Source organism: Pilosibacter sp. NGB245 (genome assembly GCF_057397225.1).
Genome location: NZ_CM171584.1, coordinates 3,399,954 through 3,426,936 on the forward strand (window position 1 = coordinate 3,399,954; position 26,983 = coordinate 3,426,936).

General features: G+C 48.4%; 32 protein-coding genes and 3 pseudogenes. 1 reads left to right on the top strand and 34 read right to left on the bottom strand.

Annotation, left to right across the window (positions count from 1 at the left end; genetic code table 11):
- Positions 1 to 10 precede the first annotated feature (10 nt).
- The 34 genes and pseudogenes from ACXMYH_RS15230 to ACXMYH_RS15395 form a co-directional block, all read right to left on the bottom strand.
- Positions 11 to 958, bottom strand: a complete 948-nt coding sequence (locus ACXMYH_RS15230; protein WP_002593771.1) for a DUF4241 domain-containing protein — start codon at positions 956 to 958, stop codon at positions 11 to 13.
- Between the two features lie 5 nt (positions 959 to 963).
- Positions 964 to 1,290, bottom strand: coding sequence for a DUF5713 family protein (locus ACXMYH_RS15235; protein ID WP_002593772.1), 327 nt, complete (start codon positions 1,288 to 1,290; stop codon positions 964 to 966).
- A 16-nt stretch (positions 1,291 to 1,306) separates the two neighbouring features.
- Positions 1,307 to 1,852, bottom strand: a complete 546-nt coding sequence (locus tag ACXMYH_RS15240) for a hypothetical protein (protein WP_008400358.1) — start codon at positions 1,850 to 1,852, stop codon at positions 1,307 to 1,309.
- A gap of 16 nt (positions 1,853 to 1,868) precedes the next feature.
- Positions 1,869 to 2,873: a DKNYY domain-containing protein gene (locus ACXMYH_RS15245; protein WP_002593774.1), complete on the bottom strand. Its 1,005-nt coding sequence runs from the start codon at positions 2,871 to 2,873 to the stop codon at positions 1,869 to 1,871.
- Positions 2,870 to 3,424 carry an SUKH-3 domain-containing protein gene (locus tag ACXMYH_RS15250; RefSeq protein ID WP_486555194.1) on the bottom strand — a complete coding sequence of 185 codons (555 nt, stop codon included), beginning with the start codon at positions 3,422 to 3,424 and terminating at the stop codon, positions 2,870 to 2,872. The genes ACXMYH_RS15245 and ACXMYH_RS15250 overlap by 4 nt, the downstream gene beginning before the upstream one ends.
- A gap of 26 nt (positions 3,425 to 3,450) precedes the next feature.
- Positions 3,451 to 4,086 (bottom strand): hypothetical protein, encoded by a 636-nt coding sequence (locus ACXMYH_RS15255; RefSeq protein WP_002593776.1) that lies wholly within the window; start codon positions 4,084 to 4,086, stop codon positions 3,451 to 3,453.
- Positions 4,087 to 4,108: 22 nt separating this feature from the next.
- Positions 4,109 to 4,465, bottom strand: a complete 357-nt coding sequence (locus tag ACXMYH_RS15260; protein ID WP_242828543.1) for a hypothetical protein — start codon at positions 4,463 to 4,465, stop codon at positions 4,109 to 4,111.
- Between the two features lie 232 nt (positions 4,466 to 4,697).
- Complete coding sequence (locus ACXMYH_RS15265) at positions 4,698 to 5,201, bottom strand: DUF2004 domain-containing protein (RefSeq protein WP_002593778.1); 504 nt, start codon at positions 5,199 to 5,201, stop codon at positions 4,698 to 4,700.
- Between the two features lie 13 nt (positions 5,202 to 5,214).
- Positions 5,215 to 6,054, bottom strand: coding sequence for a DUF2262 domain-containing protein (locus ACXMYH_RS15270; protein ID WP_002593779.1), 840 nt, complete (start codon positions 6,052 to 6,054; stop codon positions 5,215 to 5,217).
- 12 nt (positions 6,055 to 6,066) lie between these two features.
- The gene (locus tag ACXMYH_RS15275) at positions 6,067 to 6,687 is read right to left on the bottom strand and encodes a hypothetical protein (RefSeq protein ID WP_002593780.1); all 621 of its coding nucleotides are present in this window, start codon (positions 6,685 to 6,687) and stop codon (positions 6,067 to 6,069) included.
- Positions 6,688 to 6,698: 11 nt separating this feature from the next.
- A complete protein-coding gene (locus ACXMYH_RS15280) occupies positions 6,699 to 7,778 on the bottom strand; it encodes an ankyrin repeat domain-containing protein (protein ID WP_038292377.1) in 1,080 nt (359 codons plus the stop codon).
- Between the two features lie 26 nt (positions 7,779 to 7,804).
- A complete protein-coding gene (locus ACXMYH_RS15285; protein ID WP_002593782.1) occupies positions 7,805 to 8,947 on the bottom strand; it encodes a hypothetical protein in 1,143 nt (380 codons plus the stop codon).
- A gap of 98 nt (positions 8,948 to 9,045) precedes the next feature.
- Positions 9,046 to 9,546 carry a hypothetical protein gene (locus ACXMYH_RS15290; protein ID WP_002593783.1) on the bottom strand — a complete coding sequence of 167 codons (501 nt, stop codon included), beginning with the start codon at positions 9,544 to 9,546 and terminating at the stop codon, positions 9,046 to 9,048.
- On the bottom strand, positions 9,537 to 9,932 hold the full coding sequence (locus ACXMYH_RS15295) for a hypothetical protein (protein ID WP_002593784.1): 396 nt from the start codon (positions 9,930 to 9,932) through the stop codon (positions 9,537 to 9,539). Before ACXMYH_RS15295 ends, ACXMYH_RS15290 begins: the two co-directional genes overlap by 10 nt.
- On the bottom strand, positions 9,929 to 10,408 hold the full coding sequence (locus tag ACXMYH_RS15300; RefSeq protein WP_330385452.1) for a hypothetical protein: 480 nt from the start codon (positions 10,406 to 10,408) through the stop codon (positions 9,929 to 9,931). The genes ACXMYH_RS15295 and ACXMYH_RS15300 overlap by 4 nt, the downstream gene beginning before the upstream one ends.
- A gap of 76 nt (positions 10,409 to 10,484) precedes the next feature.
- On the bottom strand, positions 10,485 to 10,718 hold the full coding sequence (locus ACXMYH_RS15305) for an immunity 17 family protein (RefSeq protein ID WP_002593786.1): 234 nt from the start codon (positions 10,716 to 10,718) through the stop codon (positions 10,485 to 10,487).
- 12 nt (positions 10,719 to 10,730) lie between these two features.
- Positions 10,731 to 12,113 carry a DUF6138 family protein gene (locus tag ACXMYH_RS15310; RefSeq protein WP_002593787.1) on the bottom strand — a complete coding sequence of 461 codons (1,383 nt, stop codon included), beginning with the start codon at positions 12,111 to 12,113 and terminating at the stop codon, positions 10,731 to 10,733.
- 14 nt (positions 12,114 to 12,127) lie between these two features.
- A complete protein-coding gene (locus tag ACXMYH_RS15315) occupies positions 12,128 to 13,243 on the bottom strand; it encodes a hypothetical protein (protein WP_002593788.1) in 1,116 nt (371 codons plus the stop codon).
- Between the two features lie 15 nt (positions 13,244 to 13,258).
- Entirely contained in the window at positions 13,259 to 13,429 is a 171-nt protein-coding gene (locus ACXMYH_RS15320; RefSeq protein WP_166434145.1) for a hypothetical protein, read from the bottom strand.
- A gap of 268 nt (positions 13,430 to 13,697) precedes the next feature.
- Positions 13,698 to 13,961 carry a helix-turn-helix domain-containing protein gene (locus tag ACXMYH_RS15325; protein ID WP_002593789.1) on the bottom strand — a complete coding sequence of 88 codons (264 nt, stop codon included), beginning with the start codon at positions 13,959 to 13,961 and terminating at the stop codon, positions 13,698 to 13,700.
- 15 nt (positions 13,962 to 13,976) lie between these two features.
- Positions 13,977 to 15,755 (bottom strand): VirD4-like conjugal transfer protein, CD1115 family, encoded by a 1,779-nt coding sequence (locus ACXMYH_RS15330; protein ID WP_486555195.1) that lies wholly within the window; start codon positions 15,753 to 15,755, stop codon positions 13,977 to 13,979.
- A 54-nt stretch (positions 15,756 to 15,809) separates the two neighbouring features.
- Positions 15,810 to 16,748 (bottom strand): DUF3991 and toprim domain-containing protein, encoded by a 939-nt coding sequence (locus ACXMYH_RS15335; protein WP_002593791.1) that lies wholly within the window; start codon positions 16,746 to 16,748, stop codon positions 15,810 to 15,812.
- A gap of 14 nt (positions 16,749 to 16,762) precedes the next feature.
- Positions 16,763 to 19,639: a MobP3 family relaxase gene (gene mobP3, locus ACXMYH_RS15340; RefSeq protein WP_002593792.1), complete on the bottom strand. Its 2,877-nt coding sequence runs from the start codon at positions 19,637 to 19,639 to the stop codon at positions 16,763 to 16,765.
- 110 nt (positions 19,640 to 19,749) lie between these two features.
- Positions 19,750 to 20,349: an alpha/beta hydrolase gene (locus ACXMYH_RS15345; RefSeq protein WP_002593793.1), complete on the bottom strand. Its 600-nt coding sequence runs from the start codon at positions 20,347 to 20,349 to the stop codon at positions 19,750 to 19,752.
- Positions 20,350 to 20,373: 24 nt separating this feature from the next.
- Entirely contained in the window at positions 20,374 to 20,694 is a 321-nt protein-coding gene (locus tag ACXMYH_RS15350) for a TfoX/Sxy family protein (RefSeq protein ID WP_002593794.1), read from the bottom strand.
- A 43-nt stretch (positions 20,695 to 20,737) separates the two neighbouring features.
- Positions 20,738 to 21,154, bottom strand: a complete 417-nt coding sequence (locus ACXMYH_RS15355) for a YjdF family protein (RefSeq protein WP_002593795.1) — start codon at positions 21,152 to 21,154, stop codon at positions 20,738 to 20,740.
- A gap of 195 nt (positions 21,155 to 21,349) precedes the next feature.
- Positions 21,350 to 21,769 (bottom strand): nuclear transport factor 2 family protein, encoded by a 420-nt coding sequence (locus ACXMYH_RS15360; protein WP_002593796.1) that lies wholly within the window; start codon positions 21,767 to 21,769, stop codon positions 21,350 to 21,352.
- Positions 21,770 to 21,925: 156 nt separating this feature from the next.
- Positions 21,926 to 22,339: a hypothetical protein gene (locus tag ACXMYH_RS15365; RefSeq protein ID WP_002593797.1), complete on the bottom strand. Its 414-nt coding sequence runs from the start codon at positions 22,337 to 22,339 to the stop codon at positions 21,926 to 21,928.
- 405 nt (positions 22,340 to 22,744) lie between these two features.
- Entirely contained in the window at positions 22,745 to 23,008 is a 264-nt protein-coding gene (locus ACXMYH_RS15370) for a DUF6103 family protein (protein ID WP_002593798.1), read from the bottom strand.
- 69 nt (positions 23,009 to 23,077) lie between these two features.
- Complete coding sequence (locus ACXMYH_RS15375) at positions 23,078 to 23,356, bottom strand: hypothetical protein (protein ID WP_002593799.1); 279 nt, start codon at positions 23,354 to 23,356, stop codon at positions 23,078 to 23,080.
- A gap of 113 nt (positions 23,357 to 23,469) precedes the next feature.
- Positions 23,470 to 23,856, bottom strand: a pseudogene (locus tag ACXMYH_RS15380) (C40 family peptidase); the annotation flags it as partial.
- Positions 23,857 to 24,548: 692 nt separating this feature from the next.
- Positions 24,549 to 25,013 carry a gamma-glutamylcyclotransferase family protein gene (locus ACXMYH_RS15385; protein WP_044944792.1) on the bottom strand — a complete coding sequence of 155 codons (465 nt, stop codon included), beginning with the start codon at positions 25,011 to 25,013 and terminating at the stop codon, positions 24,549 to 24,551.
- Positions 25,014 to 25,084: 71 nt separating this feature from the next.
- Positions 25,085 to 26,128 (bottom strand): amidoligase family protein, encoded by a 1,044-nt coding sequence (locus ACXMYH_RS15390; protein ID WP_002593802.1) that lies wholly within the window; start codon positions 26,126 to 26,128, stop codon positions 25,085 to 25,087.
- Between the two features lie 15 nt (positions 26,129 to 26,143).
- A pseudogene (locus ACXMYH_RS15395) lies at positions 26,144 to 26,419 on the bottom strand (type VI secretion protein); the annotation flags it as partial.
- Between the two features lie 466 nt (positions 26,420 to 26,885).
- Between ACXMYH_RS15395 and ACXMYH_RS15400 the strand changes: the two are divergent.
- A pseudogene (locus ACXMYH_RS15400) lies at positions 26,886 to 26,957 on the top strand (recombinase family protein); the annotation flags it as partial.
- Between the last annotated feature and the right edge of the window lie 26 nt (positions 26,958 to 26,983).

The window sequence follows — 26,983 nt, forward strand, 5'->3', positions numbered from 1 at the left end:
GCGTGCCTCCTTATTCCTGCTCTTTGTAACTGGCTTCAATGTCGATGAAGCGCACATACACGGCGCAGACTTCGCCCTTGGCGTCATAGCCGAAGTAGACGGGATAGTAACCGTCACCCCAGCCGGAAGCGAAGATGGGCAGGTTGCAGTCCGTGTCCGGCACCGTCCAGTTGAGCCAGTCGCCGTAGTCCCCCTGATATTTTGGGTGGGCTTGGGCGTTTTCCTCCAGTAAGTCACAGAACAAGTCGTTGTAGGGGTCGATGTCCGGGTCCACCTCCAGCCGCTTGGCCCAGTATGTCTTGAAGGCCGCCTGGGTCTGGATGTCCGCAATACACCCCATCCCGGCATCCACGCCGAAACCGAAGTAGTCGTCATCTCCCAGCGCCGTGTCCAACTCCTCGTTGCCCACCATGCCCAGCTCATAGCGGACAGGCTTCTTCTGAGAAACCTCCACCTTGACGCAGGCGTAGCGGTCGCCGTATTGTTCGCTGGGTACCACGCAGATTTTCACGGGATAAGTTCCGGCGGGGATCGTTTGAAGGAACGGCAGAGTGTCCTCCAGTTCCACCAGCGGATCACAGGCGAAGATCTGCCCGGTGGGGAAATGGACGGCGCCGATGTCCAGTACATCCACCGCCATGTTCCCAATCACTTTCTCTGTGAAATGGGCCTCCAAGTCATCTTTACAGGTCAGTTTATCCTTGATTGCTTCGTATTTGTTCAGCCATTCAGTTATAGGCATATCAGTTTCCTCCTGTTGATTCTGTTTCTTGATGTACAGACTCTTTGAGCCATCCCAGTAGCAGTTCACACACCGGCCATCCTGAAAATGATGGCCACAATTCGGGTAGCCATAGAGAATATGGGCACATTCCGGGCACAGCCCCATCATCTGTGAGGAGCCTTTGAAAAACAGGCTGCCGCACTCATCACTAAGGGCCAGTTCTTTTTCTGCCATAGGGCTCACCAGTCCCGTTCCCGGATGGCCTCCTCGGTGTCAATAGGGATGCCAAACCACTCCAGAATGTAGGCCACGGTTGCCGCGATACATTCCCGTGCCACCGTTTCGATCTCGCTGTCGTGCTCGTCAAACTCCTCCTGGAGATCATTGATGCCGCAGACCGCCTCGTCCAGTGTTTCCTGCACCACTTCGGTGTCGGTTTCGCCGCTTTCCAGCAGGTCGATGACCTTCTGAAGCTCGTCCTTTACCTTGTCTACCAAAAAAGCAGGATAGTAATTGTCCTGATACATCTCGTCCAGCAGTTTGTAATTGGGGTCAAATGCTTTCATCGTGATTTCTCCTTTCTCATTCAAACATCAAACCGTATGATTCGGTCAGGCTTCCGTCGTCCTCGTGAAATATACACTGATACAGAGGCTCACGCTGGGTTGCTTTGCGGAACCGCTCCAGAACCGGAGCCAGCGGCTCACCGTTAGGGATGCCGAGGGCATCAGACACCTGTTGCAAGCTGTCCATATCCATATCTTCCAAGTTACAGTTGCGCTGTCTCTGCCCATACTCCTCCAATGTTTTGGAATCTACATACTGCTTTGTGTCACAGCAGTCGTGCCAGCAGATACAGCTCACAAGCAGGGAAAAGAGGTCGTCCATGCTCTCGGCCAGACGGCCTGCCTCCCCTTCGCTGCTGTAATATCCAATGGAGCCATCTTCCAACAGGTGGTATTCTCCGCCGGAGCCATCTCTGGCAAAGGCCATGCCGGGCAGGGAAAAGGTGCATCGGCCTTCTGCGTCATCCCGCGGGGATAACTCATCCAGCAGGAAGAAGTCAAACAGCGAATCAAATTCATCCGCCAAATCAGGGTTTTCATGTAATATCTTCAAATAGTCCATAGCCGTTTTCCTCCGTTTACGGTTCTTGGGTCATTTTGCGAAGCTGTTCCAGCCACAGCGTTTCTTCCATTATCTCATCATTTTGGTAAAAATGGTCTTTGTCGCGGGCCAGATGATCGGCAAGCGGAGCCGCATCCACAGGAGTGCAGACTGTGAAACTGTCCCGATCCGCCCCCTTGATCTCCCGGTTGAGGTAGTACACCCGCTTGGCATCGCGGGAATACCAGTGCCCAAGCAGCTCCCAGGAAGTCAGCTCTGCTTTTGGAAGCTGTTTGCCGTAGGCATAGATCCGCTTCTCATCTCTGGCAAAATAGGTATCACCCAACGAGCGGAAAGAGGAAACTTCCGCGCCCTTGATGATCTTCACCTTGCCGTCTCCGTTGTGGAAGTAGACCTGTCGGCTGTCCTTTGCATATCCCTGGGGCGCACCCGAATCGTTCTGGCCGTTGTCTAATACCTGGAAGGCTGCCAGCTCTACATCTGGTATTCTCCCGCTGGTGGTGTAGACAGCTGTTTTATCCATCGCGTAGGCATAGTTTAACACCCGAAACGACGCCGGGTCTGCTCCACGCAGGCGAATCCCGCTGAGAAAGCAGGCCGTAGAGGATTTTCCCCAGTAATGCCAACAGCAGAAGTCTTTGGGCGCAATACCCTTCAACAAGCCGTTTTCATATAGACCGGAGAAATAGACCGCTCCATCCCGAAGGAAAAATTCGTTGTCCACCGGCTCTGTGTTGGTGAGCGGTTGGAGCATTTCTCCGTGCTCGGCTGTGATGCTCAACTCAATCTCATCGTCGCTGTAAACTAAGTAGAGTTCATGAGGGTCCTTTCTATCGAAATGCAGTTCAATGTCACAATATTTGAGAATCAAAGGTTTCCCGTCGCTTCTCATGGTGGAAACGGCATCGGGATTCCCGAAGATTTCTATGACCTCATCCTGCGACATTCCGAATTTCAGCGGTAAAATGTCCCGTGGATTCTGCAATATTTGATTGCGCCAAATCGTAAAGTCCTGTTTCATAGTTTTTCGTCCAGTGCCTCCACAGTTTTCATGGCAGCGGAATCAAATTTGCACTGCCGCAGTTCCCGTTCGATCAGGGCAAACACATCTGGAAAGCACTCAATCTCATCCTGGTACTCATATTTCGCATACAGTTTCCCATACTCCGAGATCCAAACCTCTGTCGGGTAGTAGTAGCCGATGTGACCGATGGGCTGGCACTTCTGACCAGCTGCCTGCTCGATCTCCGCCAGCTCACAGCCGGACATATCCCGGAAATAGGCGTCCTCCAAATGGTTTTTAATTCCGTTGACCAGGTAAGGGAACAGAGCAAACTCAAAGTCAGCCGCCCATTTCAGCTTTTTCTGCGCCAGGTACCACTCGTAGCACAGGCCGAAATATTTGCGGTAAAACCGCTGGGTGGTCTTCATCATCGGGACGCCATGATCGGCGTAATACTTCTCCGCAATGGAAATATCCACACTGCGGCCTTCCTGCCATCCGGCGTACTCCATCAGCTGCTTGACCTTGCTGCCCAGGTCGCCAGAGATAGGGATGCGTTCTTTGATCATTCAATTCACCTCCTGTCTGCTGCGAATCAAAGTTCATTTGGATACCCGATCTTGTCCAGGCCCGCCTTGATTTCTTCCCATTCATTGCGCTTGGGGTTCAGTGCAGCGACCAGTTCTTTTGTTACCGGCCCCCCATCAGCAAGCTGGCGCACAGCCTCCAAAGGCAGGTCTGCTGGGTAAAACCACTTTCCATACTTCACATAGGTCTGTGGATTGCCATCAATCGTGGGGAGCAAATCCTTGGATGCATCCTCGCCGTCCATGGGATTGCAGTTCCAGGTGGTGCCATCTTCCGTCCAGACGCAGAAGGTGCTTTTCATCTTTTTGACTTCACGGCTGCTCATGAGTTTTTGCAAAGCAGGGGGCATCCCATCTGTCAGGTCTTCGATACGGGGAAGTTTTTCCTCCCAGTCGTAGAGTTCAGAATCCACGCCGTTAATCACGCAGCCTTCGGGCGCGAATAGGACAATCATACTCTGGTCGCTACCATCGGTGGCAAAGAATGCCTCCTTGCCTTTTCGCCATGCGGGGTTGTATGTATAGTGGCGGATGAAGCTCCATTCCTCCTCCACCATGATGATGTCCAAAGCCGCCAGCCCTTTGCAGAAGTTTTTCAGGCGCTCCGCATTGGGAAGGCCAGATAAATCTTTTGTGGAAATCATGTGGTTATCCTCCTGTTTTTCATCACCACAGCCGGTCGATCTGGGTATATATCATATTCGGTTCTCTGTCCATAAAACTGGTCAATGCGTCGGTGGGTTCTGTAAGCGGCATCACATTCAAAATGTCCAGCACATAATACCAAATCCCTGTGTCCCAGTCTCGAAACCTCCCATTGCAGATAGCCCGACCATAATCACCAGGAATCAAATCCAGTGCCAGCTCATTGAGGGGCTGTTTTTGCCCGGTCTTATCATAGGTATATCGCTCCGGCATCGCACCAATATGCCAATCATAGCGGTAACGCACCTGGATTCCGGACTCCTGCTGAATCAGTTCAAAAGAGTGAACCCGCATTGTGCCATTAAGCTTCCATTCCATCAGCCTGCGACAGTCCTTATTGATCTGAAATCCATCGGGCCTCTGTAGGATAGATACAAAGTGTGTAGGCAGGCCAAAGGAATAATAAGAGAAGAAGTCTTTCGGCAGCCGCATCGCTCTGGGATACTGGTTTCGCTGTGCGGCGGCGTTTCCTCCCCGGCAGTCTTTATACCATTGCAGGCGGATCTGCTGGATCAGAAGTGTGGGCAGATATTTTTCTCTTTTTCGTTCCTCAGCTCTCATGTGTAATACAGAAAATATCCTTGTTCAAATCAAAGTAGATTACCAGCAGCTCGTCTGTGATCTCCGGGTTGAAGGACAGATCCATGATGAACACTTGTTGATCCATTTCGTCATCCACCAGACTACCAAACCGCTTGAGTTTCAAAAAGTCCACCATCTCGGCAAAGGACAGCTTGGATGGGGCGGTTCCCGGAAAAAGTTCCGCCGCAATATCTGAGCCTACATCGTCCCGGTGGAACTCCATGAAAAATGTCACAACGCTATGGTAGCGACTGTCCTCGTCCGCCAGCGCCGCTTTGATGGCGGTTTTGGCCTTCTCCGCCAATTTCTCCGCCTCATCCAGCATTTCTCCCACCGCATCCATGGCAGCAGGATCGCCGGTCAGTTCTTCCTCTACATCGAAGATAAAGGGTAGTCCCGATTCCTCGGGAAAGTTGAAGATTTCCTCGCCGGGTGTATATGTAAAATCAATGCGTTTACAGTTCAGTTTCATAATATTATCCTCCTTACCCCTCAATGTTGGCAGTTTTGAGGCCCTTTTTCAAGGAGCCGTAGACTGTCACTGCATGGTCGGTGAACATCTCGTCGCAGTCAAACCAAGCGGTGAAGCTGCCGCCGGAGGTGACGGACAGGCTGGTCATGCTGATTCGCCGGGCAAGTTCTTCCTCCGTAATGGGGTCTGTTTCCGGATCACGGGGATTTTCCTCATCCTGAGAGAGCCAGTTGTTGGCCAGCCCGGTCAGGTTCTTGGCTGCAAGCTCTCGCATGGCCTTGTCCCAGGTTTCACAGTCGGCCAGCAGCTTCTTGGCGGCACTGCGGGCGCGGGTCCAGGAGGGCTTGCTCTCGGCATTGACCTCAAGGGAAAGAAGCACATCCTTTCCGCGCCACTGGATCTCACCCTCAAAGACATCATGGTCCTTGTCCAGTGTCAGTTCTCCCAGCACCTGGTCCTGGATCACGACCGGCTTGTGGTACTCGTCCAGAACGGTCTGAAGTTCCGGGCAGTCCTCATGGGCCTTGACCACCTGGGAGATACACCAGGGCCACGCCACCAAATCCTTTGCCCATTCTTCTTTCATCCGGCGGATCTTCAGGCGGCAGATCTGCTCGTTTTGAAAGCGTTCCCAGCCCTTATCGCTGTTTCGTTCCTCGTCTGTGACTGGCCACTCCAGCCGCTCCTCTTTGGTGGTAACTTTGCCGGTGTCACAGAACACCATGCCCAGCGTCACAACGGTCATTTGCCAAAAGCCACCCTTGTTGTTATATCCGCCCCCGATGCAGCGATTGATCAGAGCGACCACTTCCTGCTCCTCGGGCTCGTACATCTCATAAAATTCTTCAAACATAGATCATTCTCCTCATCCCTCTATATGATTGTGGTATTCCTTTTCAAGCTGGGTGTACCACCGTTTCAGCATGGTTTCCAGACTGGTCTTTCCTTTCCGATCATAAAAAGCAAGGAACTTGTCCAGCAACTCAGGAAACAAATTCTTACCGGTATTTGTCAAGTCCTGATTGAGATAGACCATCCGCAGGATACGGTCATACCGGTCCAGAGGGTTCTTTTTCAGCAGCTCCTTTTCAAAGCAGAAGCGCAGGAATACCACATTCTCGTCGTAGAAGTCCTCCACCACTGCTGCTCCAATGCTGGTGTAGGTGATGTCGTACACCAACCGGCTCCAGTCAAATTTCTCGGTATAGAGCAATTTCAGCGCCTTCGCCCAATGTTCCTCCGGGATCACCAGCATCCTGTGCTGGGCGGTGCTGGAGTAGCCGCGGTAGACGGGTTCCGGCTGCCCCAGCAGTTCACTCACACTGTCGGCGTAGACGAAGCACAGCGCCTCATCGAACGGGCCACCGATGAAGTTGCCATTGCAGTACAGCATATAATTCTTGGACTTGGCCGGAGAGTAAGAGAGGTTGTATTCCTGCGAATCCAGGATTTTATGTACTTTGTTCAAAAAATCTATTGATGTCATCGGTTTGCTCCTTATTCCTCAAACTCGCCCTCGATCATTCCATTGAGATATTTTCCGGGATCAGCGATAAATTCCTCCCATTTGGCCAGGGGATGGAACTCCTTGTGCTCGATGTCCAGATACCACAGCTTTTTGTCCCTGGGGCTCCACAGCAGCAGGTAGTCGCTGTAATTGTCCATGGCCGCCATGAGGGAGAGCAGCCTTTTTCGTTTCCAGGTCATCTCCTGCACATCCATGTAGGCGTACAGCTCCGCCCATTTCACCCACTCCTGCTCCGGGAATTCCAAACGCAGGGGGCCGGTCTTCAAGTATTCCACCAGCTTGGCGGGCAGTTTATAGGGCATGAGCTGCCGGATCTTTTCCTGCTCATTGTGCCAGTCCTCCGGTTCCAGGGCTTTTAAGTAGTCGGCCAGCTCCTGATTTTTGTTCTGCACCGCCACGGTGTAAGGCCGGTCGCCGTATTTGTCGGCAATGGTGATGTCGGCCCCCTGTTCCACGAGCCAGCGCACCATAGGGAAATCGTTGGAGCGGGCGGCCTCGGTGACAGGGGTGGAAGCATAAGGGAACACCATGTCCGGCTTGTGGTAATTGATGTCTGCACCTTTTTCCAGCAGGAGTTTGGCAAGTTTGGCCTCTCCATCAGACACAGCGGCCCGAAATGCCTCGCCGCCAAACTTGTCCACTGTGATCCCGGCTTGCTCCAGCACCGGGATATTCTCCGGGCGCTTGCCCCAGCGTACTTCCTGGAAGGCACGCTCTTTCTGCTTCGGGCTGAGTTTTACGGCCTGTCCAGCAAAGAGGGTGACCACCTCCGGCCCACAACAGCGGGCAGCGGTGAGCAGCAGGGGCTGTTCCTCTGCCAGACCGGGATCAGCTCCATGCTCCAGCAGGAAGTGAATCATAGGCACATCGTTCCGAAAAACCGCGATTTCCAATGGCATCAGCTTGATGTATTCGCTGAGCTGGATAGGAGCACCCAAATCCAGCCCGCCTTGGAGCAACGCCTCCAACTTGGGAGTGTCATGGTCACAGATGGCGGCAGCCGTTTCCGGGAGGGTCTCCCAGCGGCCAATATATGCAATTTGGTACATAAGGCACCCGCTTTCTCGTCTTGTACTCATTCATCCCCGAACCGCTCAGCAGCATCTTTGTAAACAGTAATACTTTCTTCCACTTTTACTTTTTCGCTGCGAATACGGAAGTAGTCCCGCAGAATGCTCTTCAGTTCCGGGTTTTCTACCTTGCGGGGCAGCAGGCTGATGAACATTTCGTCGTAGCTTCCATATAGCACACCGCTCCGGTTGTAGGTCTGCCATGTCACCGTAGGTTTGCGGCCCTCCGGGTCCTTGGCCAAATCAAAGAGCCACCGCTCATCCAGATCCACATAGCGTTCAATCATAAACCTTGTGTCATAGGTTCCATAGCTATAATTCCCCCAGAAAATCAGAGCGATCATTCCATCCGGCCCCAGGCGTTCATAGGTCCAGCCTTCCGGATAACAGCGGTAATGGAGCATTCCCAGCGCATGGAACAAATAGCCTTTTTGCGGCGTATCCAGAAGGGGCGAATAGGTCTCGTACACCTGCTCCTTGGGCTGGGTGATGATCGCCTTCATAAAGACCGGCATCAGCCAGTTGCCGCCGTAGCGTTCATTCAGCTCATCAGCCAATGCTTGCAGTCGCTCATCCGGGTTGCGGATCAGGGAGGCGGTCAGCACCACAGCGGGAATTTTCTCTTTTTCCTTGGGTGTGGCATCCCAAATGCGAAGCCCGTCCGTGATCCACCAGGAGGTACAATCATCATCAGAATAAACAGGCGTGCGTTTCAGCTGGGCGATCCGCTGGGTGTTTTCCGCCAGGAAGCGGTAGACCTCCAGCATTTTAGGCGAGGCTTTCCCCAACATCAAATGGAAACAGAAGTTCAGTTGTTCTATATCCAGCGGCTTTGTGTCCCCCTCGTCCAGCAGCTTGGAGAGAGTCTTCAGAATAACTGGGGCGATCTGCTCCGATACACAGTCGGAACAGGCATCCGACATGATATTGCTGCCCATCCATTTACCCTTGACCAACTTGGCCCACAGTGGGGCAGCAGGGGCATACTCCAGATGCGCCAAGGCCTTCTGAGCAGCCGTTTTGTACTTGCCCTTTTCTGTATTCACAAGCTGGAACAGCAGTTCGGCGTTTGCTTCATCCTTGCCCAGCTCCAAAATGGCCTGTTCTCGCTTTACGCCCTTGGGGGGCAGTTGTTCCAAAGTCATCATTCATTTTTCTCCTATCCCACAATGGTGGTTTCCTTGACGGCCAGATTGTCGTAATTCATAGCGATCAGCTTCTCGGCGGCCTCCGGGGTACACATGAATCAAGTGCTCTCGCCCCAGGCGTCCATCCTTGTGACGGTGAAGAAGTCGGTTTGGGCAGAAGCAGGTTCTCTTGCGTCAATATAGTAATCGGAGTAGAGATACACCAGATCGACCTCTCGCTCCGGTAGCCACTTGGCCCGGCGCGCACGCGGTTTACCATTTTTCAGAGTCTTTTCTCTGGGGTTCTCAAACCACGCCAGTTCCTTGAGCTTCAGACCGGTGAAGGTATCCATGAGCCGCTGGGCAATCTCCCGGTGGGTGAATACTCCGCAGTCCCAGGAGCCCATCAGCCATGTCTTTATAAAGTCGCCCACCTTGCTGCCGGGAGCAGGCGGCCCATAGACGCTCTCATCCGCCCACATGACCTCCAGCTTTTCACATTGATCTGGCCGAGGACAAGACTGCTTATTGCCATAGCGGTACATGATATTTACATAGCCATAGTCTTCTCCGGTTCGGTCATGACCGACGGCTTCTACTTTATAGGCAGTTATGGACATTGCAGTTCCACCTCCTGAGCCAGTACAAATCCGCACAGTCCAAGGGATGAGTCGATGACAAATACCCGGATGTGCTCCCGTTCCATGCGCTTCCGCAGTTCCTCGATACTGCAGCAGGCGGGAAAGCCGTAAGAGATAGTCCCGCCCAGCAGGTCTTTGTACTGCTGGAAAAACCCATCCACGGTAATCTCTTCCATACCAAAGAGGATGTTGTCCTGAATCACATTTTCAAACCAGTGGGCCAGCAGGCCGGTGAAGCGAACGGATACTTTCTCTCCGGCCTCGGTCTGGGTATCCATGTGCAGGGTATGGGCTTCAAAGTCAGCGCAGTAGCGCAGGACTCGGTTGTCGTGCAGATTGTCAAAGGATTGAATTACCATACTCATGCCAATTCCGCGTCCAGTATCTGGACGGGTTTTCCTTTCTCATTCACATAGTAAAGGGCGATATAGTCGATGCCATCCCGCTTGACCTGCTCCCAAGGTATACGCTCACCGTTGATTAGTTCCACAGTATCTGCCTCGTCCGGGTCGAAGTCTTCTTTTTCGTCTTCATAGTCGATACTGTAACCCAGCTCCAGCACCAGTTTGGAGGCAGGGATTTCGTACCGCTTGAGGGGACGGTGTTCCAATTCAGATGGATTATGTTCATCGCAAAACATATTGTCGTAGCCATGCCGTCCACCGTCAAAGATGACGAACTCCTCGCCGCTCTCCGGATCACGGGCTGCCACCAGTCCGGGAGCCGGAGAGCCATCTACAATATAGGATTGGGGCTCTCCTTTCACCGTGAGCAGATCTCCGTAATACCAAACCTCCAGCAGTTCATTGCCGGTGGTGGAACAGAGTGTCACGGTGGGCAAACGCTTCTCCGCCCACTCTTTCACATGGCCGGTGAGCTAGGTGGGATATTTCTCAGTCATCATAGTCTTTCTCCTCCTATTTCAATTTCAGTACAAATCCCCAGATGCTCACTACGATCAGGAGGACACCCAGCAGGAAGAACACCACCCGCCGGTATCCTCTGCTGTGGCGGTGGGCATCTCGCGTACCAGTGGGATTGCAGAGCCAGTTCCAGTTGCGGATCGCTCCAATTAAAATCACGGCCCCGATGAGCACCGAGGCAATATACCAATGCTCTTGCAAAAATGCTGTGACCTGTTCGCTGTTCATTCTACTTCCTCCTCACGCAAATACCTGCTGGTATTTCTCTTTCAGTTCCTTGGGCGCCGTCTTGATGACCTTGCTGCCGCCGTTTTCAGAGGCTGTGCCCCAGATGGCCCAGAGCACATCACGCCACAGGTAGGCCAGCGCCCTTTTGTTGCTGCCGGATTCTTCCGACAGGTAATATTCCAGATGCCCCTTGATCTCCAGTAGCGCATCCAGGCTCTCCTCATTGGCGATCAGGGTGCGGAACTCCTTTGCGGGCTTCAGATTCTGCATGGACTGGACACCGTGGACCAGCACCGGCAGGGACTGAGCAGTAAACCCGTACTTCTTAAAAAAGGTGTGAATAAACTTTTCTTGCAAAGAGGAGTGCTCGTCATCACAGCGATCCAGGTAATCGCACACCAGCCGCCACCACTTCGGCCCTTCCAGTCCCAGGGCAAACACGGCAAAGGTGCCAGGCATGGCGCAGGACTCATCAGAGAGGTTGTTGTACCACTCGTCCTCCTGCATGGCCAGCCGAGCATAATTCTCCATCCGGACATGGAGACGGGGATACCGCACCGCACAGGCAAAAAGCTGATGGACACCCTTCTTGGGCAGGCCGGGGATGGGCAGGTAGATCTTCTCTGGTCCGCGAAACTCGATGGAGTAGCTGCGGGGGAACTCCGGCTGCTCCAAAATCTCAATCAGATAGCTGAGAGCCTCCTCACAGGCCCCCTCGCCGCAGTCCTTGGCGGTAATGCGGATGGTGGCGAAAGCGTCGTTAGCCGAGGCGGTCAGGTGCTTTGTTTTCCGCTTTTGGATATTAGGCGGCAATTTGCCGCTACCATTGGTTTTCAGTTCCTTTACCATGTCAGGACGAATCTGGGAAACCAGGCCAAGGATGTGTTCAGTGGTGAGGGATTCAAAACTCTGCCCATACACCGTATGGCAGATCGCCACATAGCAGGCAAAGCGCAGCAGACCTTCATCCACATCCTCCGGATGCAATTCTGGCAGTACTGTACAGGGCGGGAAGACGGTAAAGCCATCATCCCGCTCTCCCACAAGGAAGAACCGCTCCTGCACCTGCTTTTCTATGTACTTCTCCAATGTATAGCGGATCTCTTCCCAGCCAACCAGCCGCCGCATGGCATCGCATAGGGAAACAGCAACATCGCAGGGAAATTCCTTCAACGGCAGACCGGTCAGATACCGCTCCAGCAGTTGATCGGGAAGAAACGGTGTCCCGTTGTGATTTCGCACTACGGTCGGGTAGGCGGAGTGATTTTCACGGGCGGTGCCATTCAGCACATCCTGAATGCAGAGATCCGCCTCTGCCAGCACCTCCGGGGAGGTGTCCGGCTTGTGGATCAGATAGTAGCGGTCATGTACGCCGTCACGCTTTGGTAAGCTCATGGCAAGGTCTCCTCTCAGGTCTGCTGGTGCTGCATGGATACGATCTGGCAGTCCGAGCAGAACTCCACATAGAGCGTGCCCTCCGCACAATCAAACACCGTATCCCACTGGATCTGAGCCAGATACTTCATGGGTTTGCCGCAGTGGGGGCAGGTGGTATATTCCGCGTCCTGCACCCAGTTGGCAAAGCCGCCGATGGTGTTCACATCCTGGCAGGCCGCGCCGTAAAACAGGGGCACAGGCGCTTCGCCCAGCACAAAGGGATTTTCCGTGAGGGCCTTGTAGTCCTCGGAACTGACATAGCAATCCGTCTTCTCCGCCCCGTCAAAGAGTTCGGAGGGGAAGACCTCCACGCCGCCATCCAGGGTGAACCGGTTGAAGGCGGGGCCTTTGAGAAATCCCACACAGCTGGGGCAGCAGGTGGCGGTCAAGATGCCGTCCAGTCCCAGGAACCGGAGCCGCTCATCCCGGCCGTCCAATACCAGCATGTCCACCATGCGCCCGCCACAGTGGGGGCATGTGTCCTCCCTTGCCCGGCCAATGCGGACGGGAGATTTCTCATCGGTGGTTCCTTTGACCATAGGATAGCAAGTGTCGAAGTTGAGTTGGATTTTCTGGCCCTCCTTGTTGAAGGTCCAGCCTCCGATCTGCGCATAGCTGGATGGGTCCACATAGAGGCCCTTGCGCCAGGGCCGGGGATTTCGCTCCAGCTCCAGCAGCGTCTCCATTGCCTTGTCATCTCCCTGCATAGCAAGGCAACTCATCAGGTTGGAAGCCGCGCTGGAATATTCCGCAGACAACAGCGCATGGATCAGACCATCCCGCACATCGGCGGGAGCGTGATAATAGATTTCACACGGCCAGAACACCTCTGCGGCCAGTGCCACTCGCTGAATCTCCGGGGTGATGGCATCATGGTAGCCAAGCAACTGCCAAAAGTCGGTGAACTCCGGGTCCTCCATATCAGCCAGCCTCTGGATGTTCTGGATCAGGTTTTTCTGTTTCTTCGTGATTTGTTCCGGCGTCCAGGCAAGAGCAGCTTGCCGTTCTTGCTCGCACTTACATTTCCAACACAATCCCTCATAACCCAAGGGGGTTCCACAGCTGGGGCAGGTATATTTCAGACTCATGTTCTCATACTCCTTTCAGGCAATAAAAAAGCCCCACGCCGCACTGTCATAAAGACAGGCTGACGCAGGACATGAAGAAGCCGCGTTGAAGGAGCCGCATCCACCAGCAGATGTAGTTTCTTCAACAACCAAAATATTTTTTTCGTATCTTAAAGCAGCAAATTGCTGTCCAATATATTGATTCATCGCAACACCCTTTTTATTCACATAGCATTGTCTTTTATTATACCACATATTGTTTTATTCGGGAATATTTTTCTTACCCTAAGTTGTTTTATATTCACCAAAAATTGATACGCATTAACCTCACACTCACCTTCTTTTTTTATAGATAACTGTCTAATTTTTTCTCTGATTATTATATTTCTTCAAGTGATACCTTCTCTTCATATGTCATATTGCCATATCCCATATGCCACCAAGAAAACAAACTGATCCCTTGGTGGCGTATCTTTTAGCTGCTGTCTATCAGCGTATACAAAAGACTGCTTTTTCCTCCGTTTTCACGCCACCTCTGTTCCTTTTTTATAAGCCCAGCCTTTACCAGATCCTGAATCGCCCGCTCTACAGTTCTCCGTGATAGGTTTAATTCCTTTGCGATAGTACCAATCGCAGGATAGCATTGTCCGTCTGTATTACTCCGGTCTTTCAAATACATATACACAGCTTTAGCCCGATGAGGCAGATCTGAAGAATAAATTTTAGAAAAATAAGCCATCTGTTCTCCTCTCTGCTAATCAGTTCTAAGAGGTAGTCTTCGAGTAGCTGCCTTATGCTGTTTTTCCTTCGCTGTCTCTCCATGAGCCTTTCCCCCTAAAAAAGAAGCCTCCTCCAACTTTCCGCTTTCAACAGATCCCCTCCATAAGTATTCCTCATCAAAATCAGACCGCCTTACTATTTCCTCCTCCAATTCCAATCGGTCAGCATATACAACCTCTCTTGCTGCCTGTTCCGGGACTTCATAAACCTCCTCAAACCGGATACCCCATTTTAAAAACAAAGGAAGTCTTGTCTTCATAGGGCATACCCCTGTCTTAGCAAGAATGAAATTCCCTTTTGGCAAGGTCTTTAACTCCTCCGGCGCCATTAATGGTCTGCTCATCATTTGCAGGCTCTGGCTGGGGTCATTTTTTCCTCTGGATATAGAACCAGACAACACCGTTCTGTTTCCCAATGCTTTTGATAAGATTTCTGCGCTCTCTGAGTTTGGTGCAAAACCTCCAAACAAAATATCCTGGCAGTTATCGATGATAATACTGGAACCTTCTTTTCCATAATTCTTTTCCAACTGCGCAAAGCTTTGAATGATAGGAACCATGCTGATCCGTCTTGAACGGCCTGCGGAAAACATCATCTCCATGGATTCAATTTTTGGTATGGTTCCGATTTCATCTGCAAACATCATGACTCTGTTGGGCAGCTTTCCTCGATGTTCATCTGCAATCGTCAACATTTCCCGGTAAAGCTGTTGTAAAAACAGGGATACCATAAAATACTTCGTGTTATCTTCTTCCGGCAGCACAATAAAAATTGCTGACTTTTCCCTACAGAATGTTTCCGTGTCCAAAGTACTCTCAAAGCACAGGATCTGTTCCATCTCAGAATCCAGAAACGCATTCAATCTGGACATTGTTGTGGATAGCACAGAGGCCATTGCCTGATCCGCAGAATTTAAAGCTGCTCCTGCAAACCACTTCGCCTTGTGAGTAGGTGGCAGCTTATCCATAAGTAACTGGAACAGGCTCCGGTTCTTCACGGGGGATGGCGCCAGAAGATCCTGAATCAGCTTGAACACAGAAATGATATGGCGTTTCTCTGGCGGGCAATACTCTGCAATCAACAGAATCACAGAAGTCAGCAAACCTTCTGCTGCATCATAGAAAAAAGCATTTTGTCCATAACTGCTGGCAGAAGCCCCTTCAGAGCAGATAATTGTTTTAGCTGTAATTTTCGCATACTTCTCTGCTCTTGCCTTTGCTGCCAGATTTTCAGGATTCTTTAAATACTCATCCATGTATTTATTAACCAGCGTCAGGATATTGTTGCCATCAGAACGGGTGGGATTTCGTAAATCCAGAATGGAAATCCGATAGCCATAATATTCCTTGGCTATACCTGCATAATTACGAAACAGATCGCCCTTCGTGTCTGTGGTGAGGAAACTCATTCCTGAAGCACAGGCATATTCGATATTGGGGTATAAGAAGTTTGCGGTCTTACCCACTCCTGCTGCCCCGATCATGAGACAGTGAATATCTCCACTGTCTACCAGTGCTGAAATGGAATTTCCTTTCTTTTTGCATCCAACTACCAGCCCCTGCTCTTTTGGTAGATGCTTTCCTGCTCTCCATTGTTCCGGTTCATATGGTACATGTGCATACGTTTCCCGTATTTCCTTTTCCGTTGCAAACCGTGCAGTTCCATACTGCCCGTCTCCTACCGTTCTCGATTTAATTCCGTTTAAGGTATAATGATTTGATATCATTACCAGACTGCCGATTACAGCGAACATCCCCAAACCTATACAAATAAATATAATGACTCCCTGTATCCTACTCCCCTCCTCTCACATCATCTGTATAACTGTCTGCTGTCTATTCATATATTCCGGCGGTGGCTTCTTCAGTTCTTGAAGATCCTCATTCCAATCCTTAAGATTTGAAAAAAGCGAGAATACCATATGGTATCCCCGCTCAGACAGGTTTTTCTTTATCCGTTCCCTTGCCTGGATTCCCGCCTTATCATGATCCAGACATAAAGCAATTTGGGAGATGTGCGGTGCATCATTCAAAAGCTGCATCAACGCATGTTCTGCCACCCCACAGAGTGCCACATAACTATGATCCATCCACCCCTTTTGATACATGGAAATAAAAGACAGCATATCAATCGGTGCCTCAAATACATACACGGTATTACTCTTCCCAATCCAACGAAAACTGTACCTTGGATCACATCCTTCTACATTCCCCTTAAATGGTTGTCCCTTCTGACAGGTTCCCCTTTTATGTGCATGGCGTGGAATTCCATCTGAATCAAAACCCACAAACACAACATTATGATATTTGACATCTTCATAAATCATGTGTTTTCCTGCAAATACAGATACTACTTTAGGATCCACACACCTTGTCTTTATCAGATACGCAAAAGCACGGTGCATGGTCTGGTTCGCCTCTGGAAGTACGAATGGCTTTTTCGGTTCTAGTTGCTGATTCACGCTTTCCCGGTATGCAACTCCCTGTTCTCCGCCAAGCAGCATTGTAACTGCGTCCGGAAAGCTCTGGTTATAAAACATCCGCACAAAGTCAATGGCACAGCCTCCCTTTTCTGTCGCGTGATCATACCATCGATTTCCCCTCACTGTAATACTGTGATCACTGGCCAGGCGCTTTTCTCTTCCAGAACGAAGCAGCTTTTCCCCCTGCCTGGAAAGAAAATCTTCCAGATCCACCGCATTGGCCCTCTGTTTCTGTTCTTCCGTAAAATAAACAAATTCTCCCATGCCATCCTCCTTCGTCAATAAATACCTTGTGCCGGCTCCTGATCCTCCCTATGATGTCCTTGAGCCTGCTTTTTCTCTAACAGTTTCCTGCGTCGTTTCCGGTCAATCTGATACCGCTTCATTTCCATTGGTCTCTGTACTTCTTCGCAAAACAGCTTTTCCAGATGATGAAGCAGTCTGGTTGCTGCCAGAAACAAGGACGGATCCTGATATGCATCCAGATGTTCCAGTAAAAAACTGGCATACAGATTTCCTTGTTCTGCCGATGCTGTCAGATATTCCACTGCCTTTTCCCGATCACGGGAAACATCTCTGCCACAGAGATATAACTTTCCCAATACATACTGGGCATACTGGTTTCCTTTTTCCGCACATAGTCCTAGGTAATGTACTGCTGTTTCCACATTTTTCGTTACATGTTCTCCTGAAAGATATAACTTCCCTAACTGATAAAAGGCCCATTCATTTTTCTGCTCCGCTGCCTGTTGAAGCCATTTCATTGCCACTTCCACTTGAGGAGAATACTCTTCCCCCTTGAGATATAGCATTCCAAGCCGATACTGCGCATACGGATTTCCTTTTTCCGCTGACAGGCTGAGCCACTTCACAGCCGCTTCCACATCCTTCGGTATTTCCTCCCCCAAAAGCAACAAACATCCCATCCGATATGCAGCATATTCATTTCCAAGTTCCGCTGCAGAGCGGAACCATTTCATGGCCTGATCCATATCTTTATTAAAATACACACCATCCTGGTATAATTTCCCCAACACATACTGGGCAGCTGAGTGCTCTGCATTTGCTGCTTTTGTAAGCCATTCCACTGCCTGGCCGCTGTCTCCACTTCCCGTTTCCAGCCAGAGTGTTCCAAGTGCATACTGAGCATTGATATTCCCCAGCTTTGCAGACTTTTCCCAATACCTGGCCGCCCCCTCATCATCTTTGCTGGTTCCCGTTCCAGTATGAAGCATCTGACCAATCCGGTACTGGAGTTTATCATCATGACTTTTTTCTTCCAGAACCACAAAACCGGAATACGCATTCTGAAATCTCCACTCTGCCTGCTGTAAATCCGGCTCTGTACCCAAACCATCCCTATACATCTTCGCCAGTTCCAGGCTGGCATAAGGATTTCCCTGCTCTGCTGAACTCATATATAGAGAAAACGCCCGTATATCATTTTGCTCCACCCCCCGGCCCCGCCGGTAAAGCCCAGCCAGCGAATACTGGGCATACTTATGATCCATTGCAGCCGCCTGAGAAAACCAGTGTGCCGCCTTTTCATAATTTTGTTCTGCTCCCAAACCAGAAGCATACATTTTCCCAATACGATATTGCAGATAGGGTTTCTCCTTTTTCTTTACGGATTCTTCTCTTACAAGAAATGCTTCCAATGCTTTCTCATACCATTTCTGTGCCAGCCCAACATCCGCATCCCGTCCCAAGCCATCCGCAAACATCCGGCCAAGGTCGTGCATGGCAAACCCATTCCCCTGCTCTGCTTCCTGAAGGAACTTCTGATATGCCTTTTCAAAATCCTGTAATGTAGAATCGCTGCCATACAAATAATTCCTAGCCTGTATATATCCATCTGTCCACCAGTTGGAACTGGATTTTTCTTTTCTGCCATTAGGAAAAAGCTCTTGCTTGAGTTCCTCCTCCGCATAGTCCGAATCTAGTTCCCCTGTCAGCTCTGCTACCGGATTTGGTTCTTGTATAAAAAAATCGTCCTTTGGTTCTGAGTATCCATCTTCATTCTCTTCAAACAAAAAATGATGACTGCCAAGCCTCAATGCTTCTGCAATCACCATATTTTTGATACTTTTTAATTTAGGCTGTTTTGATAAAGGCGGTAATTCTTCCGTCTGTTTTCGGTAGGTCTTCACAATCTCATCCTGCCATAGCCCCCATTCCCGGTACAGGGCAGACACCCGGTCATCTTTCTCCAACTCGTCTACGATGTGATCGACCAGATCCTTCACATCTCTCTTCAGGTAGCCATAAACCTTTTTCCCACCTGTATTCTGCAGCCGTTTAGAAAGCTGCATCATACTGGTTTCAATTTCCGAACTCTTAAGCGTCCCCGCCCGTATTTCATCTATCCATGTCTTCATTACAACTTCCGACCGTTCCTTTAAATCCATACGAGACTGCGCCTGTTCCTCATAAATATTTGCAAAATCCTGACGGAAAATATCATGCGCCAGCTCAGAACGCATGGCCTCAATCGACTGCTTTGTCAGATACCCTTCTCCATCTTTTACTGAGTACACCAATAGATGAACATGGGGATGATGGCTTTCATTATGAAATGCAGCGTACCATTTCAGATTGGCGCTGTCAATTTTCATATGCTTACACAGCATTGCCCGTTTGGAACGCAGCAATGCCATCCACTGAACAGCACTGTCATACCCTAACCGGGCTGCATCCTCGCGCCGAAGGGAAATCACATGGGTCCACACAATTCCCTTGTGATCTGCCACTTGATTCTGCACCTGTCCAAGAACCACCGGTTCTCCCTCATCTGTAAACAGACCATGCTCACCAATCTTTTCTACACGGGGACGATGCGCCAGATAATCCACATAATTTTTTCGCGTCGCTGCTATATCAAGATTTTGTTCCAATGCACAGAAAATAAATTCCGAGGCATTTTCGATTGTTGGTTTTCTTTGATAATCTTCATACTCCAGCATTTCTTTTGTCGCCGGAAAATCCTGCAGGAGCTGATGCACTAACTTCTTTTGACTCACCGTTGCTGGGAGGTGCTTTTTACTTGTATCAATTTTCTCTACCCCTTTCCGCGTTCCAATGTAATGGACATAATTTTCTTTCTGAGATGGTTTTGCATCTTTTAAATATCGGGAAGTAAAAATAAGTTTTGTCATGTTACTCCTTTTTAGAAAGCAAAAAGGAACCTATGGCTTATCACACACCATGGCTCCTTTTACTTTTTATCACATCTTCTTCCGTTACATAGTTTCAATATTTGAACATATCATGTACATTGCTTGATCCAGTCAGAAAGAAAGTCCATCTGCTCTTTCGTATGAAACCAGTGCTCCCCGTTTTCCATAACTGTAAGTGTTGCTCCGATTCTATCTGCAAACTCAGCTATTGTTTCATACGATGTCAGGTTATCCTTTTCTCCATACAGAATGTGCGTTGGAACAGTCCAGGTAACAGGATGCTCCCTCACATAACAAAGATAAGCCCAGGAAAGTGTTTCCCCAAAGGATGTCGGGATTTCTTTCTGTTTCTGCAAGTCATCTTCGGTCACATTCGCCCACTGCATCATATTCCGAATCAATCTTTCCATGTCTACAACCGGAGAAATAAAGTATGCCTTCTCTATTTTGCTGTCTGCCAAAGCACTCATAGCAAAGAAAGCACCAATGCTGTTCGCAATCACTGTTACCGTTTCATATGTTCCGCATAGGTTATCAAACAATCTGGGGAACTCTTTTTTCGCTTCCCAAGGTGACTGTGAGGAATAGTCAAAACCAATTACATCATATTCTTCAAAGAGCGCTTTATAATACTCTGCCTCTTTCGGATTTCCACCTTTACCATGTATATACAAAATTGCCTTGTCCATTTATTTGTTTTCCCTTCGCAATACCTATTTTTTCTTTTTGGGTTTGGGCAGCGGCAGTTCATCATACATCGCGTGGAACAGTCCTGTCAAAAATTCTTTCTGATCAACCTCCTCTACCAGCAGCATCTCTTTTGCTCCCTCATAAGGTACTTCATATACCGGATCTGTCATATAGGCAATTGCTGACTTTGTGGGTTTTACAAGCAGTCTGTCATCATAAATGCCTCCTACAATCTTGCCACGATAATAAATAATAAACTCTCCCATCATCGTCCGATATGTAATTTCATCCAACTCGGACAGCTGCTCTAAAACAAATTGTAAATAATTTTTACTTGATGCCATCGTTTACCTCAAACCAAATTTTGTGTAAGAATACATTACATTCTTAATGCCCTCGATGTTTCTCTTTTTTCTTTTTTTGTTTTAAATCAAACATTTTTTTCTCTTCTGCCAATTTGTCTTCCCGGCTTTTAGACTTACGCTGCTGTTTCCTTTGTTCCTGCTGCAGCTTTAGTGCTTGCTGAGATTTTGTTCCAACGCCCCTATCCAACATTTGTTTATGAATTTCACGCTGGAGCTTCTTTGGGTTTTTTGTTAGTTCCTTTGCAGTAACCTCCACAGATGGACTAAATTGCAAACGATCATATTCCTTTAGCACAAACTCCCAAATCTCATAGTCCTTTGGTTCAGTTCCAAATGTTACTTTGGAAACGGAAAGTTTCCCATTTTCAACTCTCTCAAAAATACCTACCCAAAATGGTTCCTCAAAAAACACTGTCAGCTTGCCTGTCCTTATACTCATGGCAATCCCTCCTTAATGATTGAAATGAGCAAAGAATGGACAACCCGGAGGGGCAGGTTACTTACCCTAATATGCAGGACGGCCGGGCTACCTACCGGCTCTGGTATGCATCACTGCATACGTTGCGTTTTTATCTTTACTTTTATAATCAAGCCTCCTCGGCCAGATTAACACATATAATTTTTCTGTTTCTGATTAAAACCAACTAGTCTTTTCATCTCTAAATTTAGGCGTATCACTATCCTCATAAGGATTATAATTGTTTAAGTTACATCCAAACTCCTTTAATGATTTTATTTTATTATCTGCTGTCCATACAATCAAGGACATTCCGTCAAATTCCTCTATATTCCCATTATTCATTTCATTTTTAAAATACCACTCTACAACCGTCTGGTTATCTTTATGAAAGAACTGCTTGATCTTCCACTCCATCACCTTGCCACGTGTATTCCATTCATTAAACCAATGTTTTACAACTTGACGGTTATTATATTTTGGACTCCAGCTTTCAGTATAAATCACGTCTTCCGCAAAAATGTCATCCATACCAAGATCCTGTTGTGTAAGCCACATTTTGAACCATAGTTGAATGATTTGTTCTCTCTCATTCAAAATTCTACACCTCGATTCATTTCTTAGTATATTATAATCGATGAGTTATTGCATCGTAAAGGACAAATCTATTTTTTATCTCTTCTGAAAATTCATCACACAACTAGAGGGAAGTACAAATAAATTCTCTTTCCATCGTTTCCTTTCCAACAATATCTACACATCCCGCTTTTGATAATGATACGCATCTTCAAACTTCACAGTTCCATTGATCCGTCTCACTTCATCAACACATTTTACGTGCAGCCTGTTTAAAGATTCTTCATCCACATCATGGGTGTAGGCAATTACCTGTGAGAGCTTGGACAATTCCACTGCTATCTTAAAGTCCATCCTGGCCAGACGGTTCTCACTATCCTGAACGGTTCCCGTAAGCACAGAAGCCAGTGACTGCAAAAAATAATTTTCTGCTTTTCCTGCAAGAAGATACCCCATATAGAATTTAAGTGCTTCTGCTACAAATTCGTTTCTGGAACGCACATTGGCAGTCTCCAACAACCCGTCTGCCTGTTCTAATATAGCTTTTTCAATATAAATCCCAACACGGACTTTCGCATTTTCGCTCCCCATCGTTCCCTCCTTACCAGGTATTCACAAAATCTCTCTCATTTCCTCCAAAATCCTGCCACTTTCAAAAATCCAGCACCATTCTTTCGACCGCCTTTTCCAAAAGTATTCAAACCAGATTTCCCGAACGGCTTTGCCGGTCGGTGTTTTCCAGGGGTAGGCTGCCAAAAGCAGCATACCCCCTTTAACCTGCACACGTTTCGACCCTGCCAACCACTCAGGAATCCCATATCCCCCGTGTTCTTGCTGTTTCCATAACCTTCTCTCACATTTGCCCAACACCGCTTAAAATCCTCGTATGGGTACCACGATGCCACCTAGCTGTCCAAAGCCCGACACAGGGGCACACAGGGGGCTACACGGGGATGTCATGGATGACTGGGGATTCCGTTTTCTTTATTCTGGTTATCATACGATTTCTGATTCTTCCAGCTGGGACTCCTCCCGTCTTACAGTCCGATCAGCTCTACGGGTACGTTCTCTGGTGGATATTTCTCTTGCCACCTTGTCATCAATATATTCACGGGTAGCCTGCGGGACATATTTTTCATACAGTTTCTGTACTGTATCATTTAATTCCCCCTGAAGATCGGTGTCCCTTTTTTCCATGTGGAACTTTAACGCATCCAATTTTTCTGTGTTAAAACTGACATTGATCGTAGTATTTCTCATTTCAAATCTCCTTTTTCTTTCAGAAAGCAAATCAGGCGGCTGCTCACACAGCCGCCCGATCTCGTTTCATCAGGTTCTTAAATAATGGATTAGTTCAATGGCATCTGCAAGACCCGCCTTATAATACCTCAAACGCTCCTGTTCCGGTATATCCATTTTAGCCATAAGCTGGTCATCCAACCATTGCCGGTCATCCTCTGAAAGGCTATTGAGAATTCGATCCATGCGGAGGACATGTTCCTTGGTCTCTGTGCAATAAGCGGGAACCTTGTCCTCTTCACTTTTTCTCTTCAGCTCCAGAACTCGTTCTTCGATTACCTGATTTAACTGATCCATAATCTCATCCATCGGTTACTTCCCTCCTTTCAGCCACACACAATACCGAACTTTTTTCTAAAAGTCGATATCACATATCCATAAACTGTCCAGGCAAATCTGCACAAATTTCATTTTTAGCTGCCTCATTCCGGAATAGTTGCCAGCCTTCCAAAAGCATACAGATGGCTGTTCCAGTAAGGAGAAGTAAGGTCCGCATAGCCAATAGGCGAACCACAATGCAGCATCCTAGAGCCTCCAACATAAATCCCCACATGGCTGACCGCCCCTGCAGATGCATAAGTTCCCGTAAAAAACACCAGATCTCCGGGTCTAGCTTCCTCTCTTGACACAATCGCACACTGGTCATAAATCCCCTGAGCTGTTGTTCGGGAAAGGTGATACACCCCGGATCTCGTGTAGACCCAACAGATATATCCACTGCAGTCGAAACTGGTGTCTGGAGAACTACCGCCCCATACATAGGGATAACCAATATAACGGGTTGCCTCTGCCATCAGCGCGGAAAAACTCCCATCTCCCATAGCCTGTCCGGGAGGAAGACCATTTCCACCTGGTACACTCACACCGTATTTTGCCAGCATATAGATGCGCTGTACATTCGTTTTATCTTCCAGAGAAACCTCCTGGTTTAATTCTGCAGCAAGATTTCCGTAGACCATATTCAGGCTTTGGATTGGAATTGCAACTGTATAGGTTTCTCCCTCTTCATCCTCCCTCTCCTCATACTCTACAAAACAATCTGCGAATGCCCGATAGTCCCCCTCATCCATCCGAGGGTACTCCTTACCAAAAAACAGGGCATAAAAAATCGCTTTTACCTGGTAGGGATCTACTTCTTCGGCTTCTGCCATACCATTAATTTCATTTAACACCCCATCCAGTTTTTCAAAACTGTCCTGCATATTTTCGATGTACATCCGATACTCTGCTGGCACCTTTGAGGACAAATACCCTCCATGAAAGGACAGCTGGACAGCAGAAATGTTATGGTCTACAGTCCCAGAAAGCGTGCACATAATCATGGTGGCAATTAAAATAACAGGGGTTACTAATGCTGCAATAACAGAAAAAACCACAGTCCGCCCATTCCGGTCAGATAGGGTAAGCGCTACCAGTTTTGCTGTCACAGCGGCAGCTGAGACGGCCATAAAATCACTCCTTCCACACTTTTTATCGAGATATTCATCTGACGCATCAGGATTTATTTCATTCCATCATAGCCCCCCATATGAAACAGGCTCTGCTGATAGAAGTCTCCCTCTCTTTCCTGTTTCTGTACAAGCTGATAAGCATGTTCGATTGCGTCCTCCAGAAACTGGGTTTCAAACCCTGCCGTTTCGTACCCTTGCCAGATTACATTGGAATAATAGTCAGAGGGAATTCCAAATGAATGCCCTGGTGTCATCACATAAACCATGGCCGGAACAATTTTTCCATCCAGTTCAATCTCCAGCATCTGCTTATCATAGAAATTCGGATACCCTTCATAAAGATCCAGCGATGCCTCGTCTTTCTTCTGAATCTCCCAGACCAGTATCGGCACAGTACTCCCTGCTTTAGGTTCTACGGTTGCCACAGCCCCCCTGCGGCCTCCCCGAAATAACAGTTCGTAATCCTTTAATTCACTCTTTCCTACTACCTTCGCAGTCGGACAACGAAATGCCATCTGCTCCAGATTCAGATTGCTCCCATAGGCAATATAAAGTCTTTGTTTTCCTTTCAATTTGCTTCCTCCTGTCACATTCGCATACAAAAAGCCGGGGATTCCTGTGCTTCCCCAGCTGATTCTAATTCCTCAATTGGATGAATGGTTTCCTGTCTCTGGATCCGTTCTGCCAATTCCTTCTCCCGCTTCTGTCGCATTCTTTCCTTTTGTGCTTCCGCCTGAGCCGGATCCTTCCAGGCAATACAGCCCGGCAGATTTGCCAGCAGATGTTGACGAGCTGTGGCGAATTCTTCCCCATTTAATCCTAGCCGTAAAAGCCAAGTGCGGAATGTATACTTCTCATTGCTGGTCTGAGTTTTTCTTCTGCTGGCGCAGGACTGATTCAGCGCTTGGGCGCCAATCGCCAGACAAAACTGGATATAGGCCTTAATCTTGCCTGCATGAAGCGTCCCATTGAACAGACGAAATTCCACTGTTCCTTTCTGAAAAACAGAATGAAGGTTCAGACAATGATAGCGGCTATCATCATAATGCTGGTCTCTGCGGCTCTCCCCGTTATACCAGATCCGTTCCACTGCCTCCATACTCTTTGGTTTTCTTCTGTTTAATTCTTCCAAAAATCGTGTGTCTACTGGCTGACACCACCGATGCTGTCGATCCACGGACACCCCCAGAGCTTTATAGATCAGATCTTCCTTGGCTGCCATGATATTAGTGATATTACGAAGGGTTCTGGCATCAAACGGTTCCGCATTGATATGCACATGGATACCGCAGCTTCCATTCGTCAGTGCCCCATGCTCTTTCAGCTTCCGGATGATCTCCTGAATCGTCACAATATCCTCATAGCGACAGATGGGACTTACCATCTCCGTCTGATATTCTCTCCCTGCATTGATCTTTCTCCCATTCGATTTTTTCTGCGCTGTTATACTCCCATCACTCATAAACTTCCACTGCCGCCCCTCCGTGTCAATGGCTGCATAGGTATCGTAATAGGTTCCCAGATATTTGACTCTAGTTCCAAAATACTCTGCCGTTACCTCAGCCGCTTTCGCACGGGTAATGCCGGTCATCTCAATCTCAATGCCAAATTTCTGCTCCTTTAACTCCATTCATAGTCTCCCCTTTTAGCGTCCTCCTGCCTTTCCGAACAGTCTGGCTTTGTGTTCCGGGGCATTTACCATTAAGTTATATCGCTCATTTCCACATTTATACAGGCAGACTCCCCGTTGTGGATACCGGATCAGGTTATACTCACTATCCTCCAGCTGCAGGGTATCCGTATAAAACTTGGCATCAATGCTCCCCGCATTGAACAGAAACTGATGCGTCGGGATGGAAAACAGCGGCTTGGTATACTCCCTCACGCCATCCAGATTAAAATCCTCTAGGTTCTGGCTGGTGTAGTAAGTTTGAAGAGACTTCTTAATCAATCAAATTTAAAGAGTTGGAGCTCCAAAATGATTAAAAAGTCTCTTGAGGCTTATTTTTTTACCTTAAAGAACAAAATTGTATTTTGTAAAAAACAATTTCAAAACATGTCCGTATTTTGTTTCGTCAGTACAGAGATTGTGTAAGGAACTTTAAAAAGATGACACGAAATCAAAAAAGATGCAGTAAGGGGGCTGTAAAAAGACCTCTGAGCATTTCGTTTAGTGTAAGAATCTTTTTTACTTCTTACACGAACCTTGAAAACGAAACAGTCTGCCCGTAGTGATACCAGAACTGAATAGGCATTCAGCGTGTCTTTTCTGGTTAATACGTCCCGGAAACATCAGAACCCGGTACAGGAACGGATATGGGATGAGAACAGGCAATTAATAAACAAAGGAAGGAGGACATCTGACTATGACAGAGAAACAGGGATTCATGACAGCGTTGTATGAACGTCTTAGTCGTGATGATGAATTAAACGGGGAATCCAACAGTATTTCAAACCAAGATGTAATATGTAGAGGGTGGTTTCT

Coding starts and splice junctions, on each gene's coding strand:
- ACXMYH_RS15315 (WP_002593788.1), bottom strand. CDS start 13,243: ATGAGTCTGAAATATACCTGCCCCAGCTGTGGAACCCCCTTGGGTTAT.
- ACXMYH_RS15320 (WP_166434145.1), bottom strand. CDS start 13,429: ATGAATCAATATATTGGACAGCAATTTGCTGCTTTAAGATACGAAAAA.
- ACXMYH_RS15370 (WP_002593798.1), bottom strand. CDS start 23,008: ATGAGAAATACTACGATCAATGTCAGTTTTAACACAGAAAAATTGGAT.
- ACXMYH_RS15310 (WP_002593787.1), bottom strand. CDS start 12,113: ATGAGCTTACCAAAGCGTGACGGCGTACATGACCGCTACTATCTGATC.
- ACXMYH_RS15345 (WP_002593793.1), bottom strand. CDS start 20,349: ATGGACAAGGCAATTTTGTATATACATGGTAAAGGTGGAAATCCGAAA.
- ACXMYH_RS15240 (WP_008400358.1), bottom strand. CDS start 1,852: ATGGACTATTTGAAGATATTACATGAAAACCCTGATTTGGCGGATGAA.
- ACXMYH_RS15280 (WP_038292377.1), bottom strand. CDS start 7,778: ATGTACCAAATTGCATATATTGGCCGCTGGGAGACCCTCCCGGAAACG.
- ACXMYH_RS15230 (WP_002593771.1), bottom strand. CDS start 958: ATGGCAGAAAAAGAACTGGCCCTTAGTGATGAGTGCGGCAGCCTGTTT.
- ACXMYH_RS15260 (WP_242828543.1), bottom strand. CDS start 4,465: ATGGAATGGAAGCTTAATGGCACAATGCGGGTTCACTCTTTTGAACTG.
- ACXMYH_RS15285 (WP_002593782.1), bottom strand. CDS start 8,947: ATGATGACTTTGGAACAACTGCCCCCCAAGGGCGTAAAGCGAGAACAG.
- ACXMYH_RS15325 (WP_002593789.1), bottom strand. CDS start 13,961: ATGGCTTATTTTTCTAAAATTTATTCTTCAGATCTGCCTCATCGGGCT.
- ACXMYH_RS15335 (WP_002593791.1), bottom strand. CDS start 16,748: ATGGGAGAATTTGTTTATTTTACGGAAGAACAGAAACAGAGGGCCAAT.
- ACXMYH_RS15330 (WP_486555195.1), bottom strand. CDS start 15,755: ATGTTCGCTGTAATCGGCAGTCTGGTAATGATATCAAATCATTATACC.
- ACXMYH_RS15250 (WP_486555194.1), bottom strand. CDS start 3,424: ATGATCAAAGAACGCATCCCTATCTCTGGCGACCTGGGCAGCAAGGTC.
- ACXMYH_RS15390 (WP_002593802.1), bottom strand. CDS start 26,128: ATGGAGTTAAAGGAGCAGAAATTTGGCATTGAGATTGAGATGACCGGC.
- ACXMYH_RS15270 (WP_002593779.1), bottom strand. CDS start 6,054: ATGTTTGAAGAATTTTATGAGATGTACGAGCCCGAGGAGCAGGAAGTG.
- ACXMYH_RS15245 (WP_002593774.1), bottom strand. CDS start 2,873: ATGAAACAGGACTTTACGATTTGGCGCAATCAAATATTGCAGAATCCA.
- ACXMYH_RS15295 (WP_002593784.1), bottom strand. CDS start 9,932: ATGAGTATGGTAATTCAATCCTTTGACAATCTGCACGACAACCGAGTC.
- ACXMYH_RS15290 (WP_002593783.1), bottom strand. CDS start 9,546: ATGTCCATAACTGCCTATAAAGTAGAAGCCGTCGGTCATGACCGAACC.
- ACXMYH_RS15375 (WP_002593799.1), bottom strand. CDS start 23,356: ATGGATGAGATTATGGATCAGTTAAATCAGGTAATCGAAGAACGAGTT.
- mobP3 (WP_002593792.1), bottom strand. CDS start 19,639: ATGACAAAACTTATTTTTACTTCCCGATATTTAAAAGATGCAAAACCA.
- ACXMYH_RS15365 (WP_002593797.1), bottom strand. CDS start 22,339: ATGGGGAGCGAAAATGCGAAAGTCCGTGTTGGGATTTATATTGAAAAA.
- ACXMYH_RS15235 (WP_002593772.1), bottom strand. CDS start 1,290: ATGAAAGCATTTGACCCCAATTACAAACTGCTGGACGAGATGTATCAG.
- ACXMYH_RS15265 (WP_002593778.1), bottom strand. CDS start 5,201: ATGAAACTGAACTGTAAACGCATTGATTTTACATATACACCCGGCGAG.
- ACXMYH_RS15350 (WP_002593794.1), bottom strand. CDS start 20,694: ATGGCATCAAGTAAAAATTATTTACAATTTGTTTTAGAGCAGCTGTCC.
- ACXMYH_RS15255 (WP_002593776.1), bottom strand. CDS start 4,086: ATGATTTCCACAAAAGATTTATCTGGCCTTCCCAATGCGGAGCGCCTG.
- ACXMYH_RS15355 (WP_002593795.1), bottom strand. CDS start 21,154: ATGAGTATAAGGACAGGCAAGCTGACAGTGTTTTTTGAGGAACCATTT.
- ACXMYH_RS15385 (WP_044944792.1), bottom strand. CDS start 25,013: ATGGCATTTCGTTGTCCGACTGCGAAGGTAGTAGGAAAGAGTGAATTA.
- ACXMYH_RS15275 (WP_002593780.1), bottom strand. CDS start 6,687: ATGACATCAATAGATTTTTTGAACAAAGTACATAAAATCCTGGATTCG.
- ACXMYH_RS15305 (WP_002593786.1), bottom strand. CDS start 10,718: ATGAACAGCGAACAGGTCACAGCATTTTTGCAAGAGCATTGGTATATT.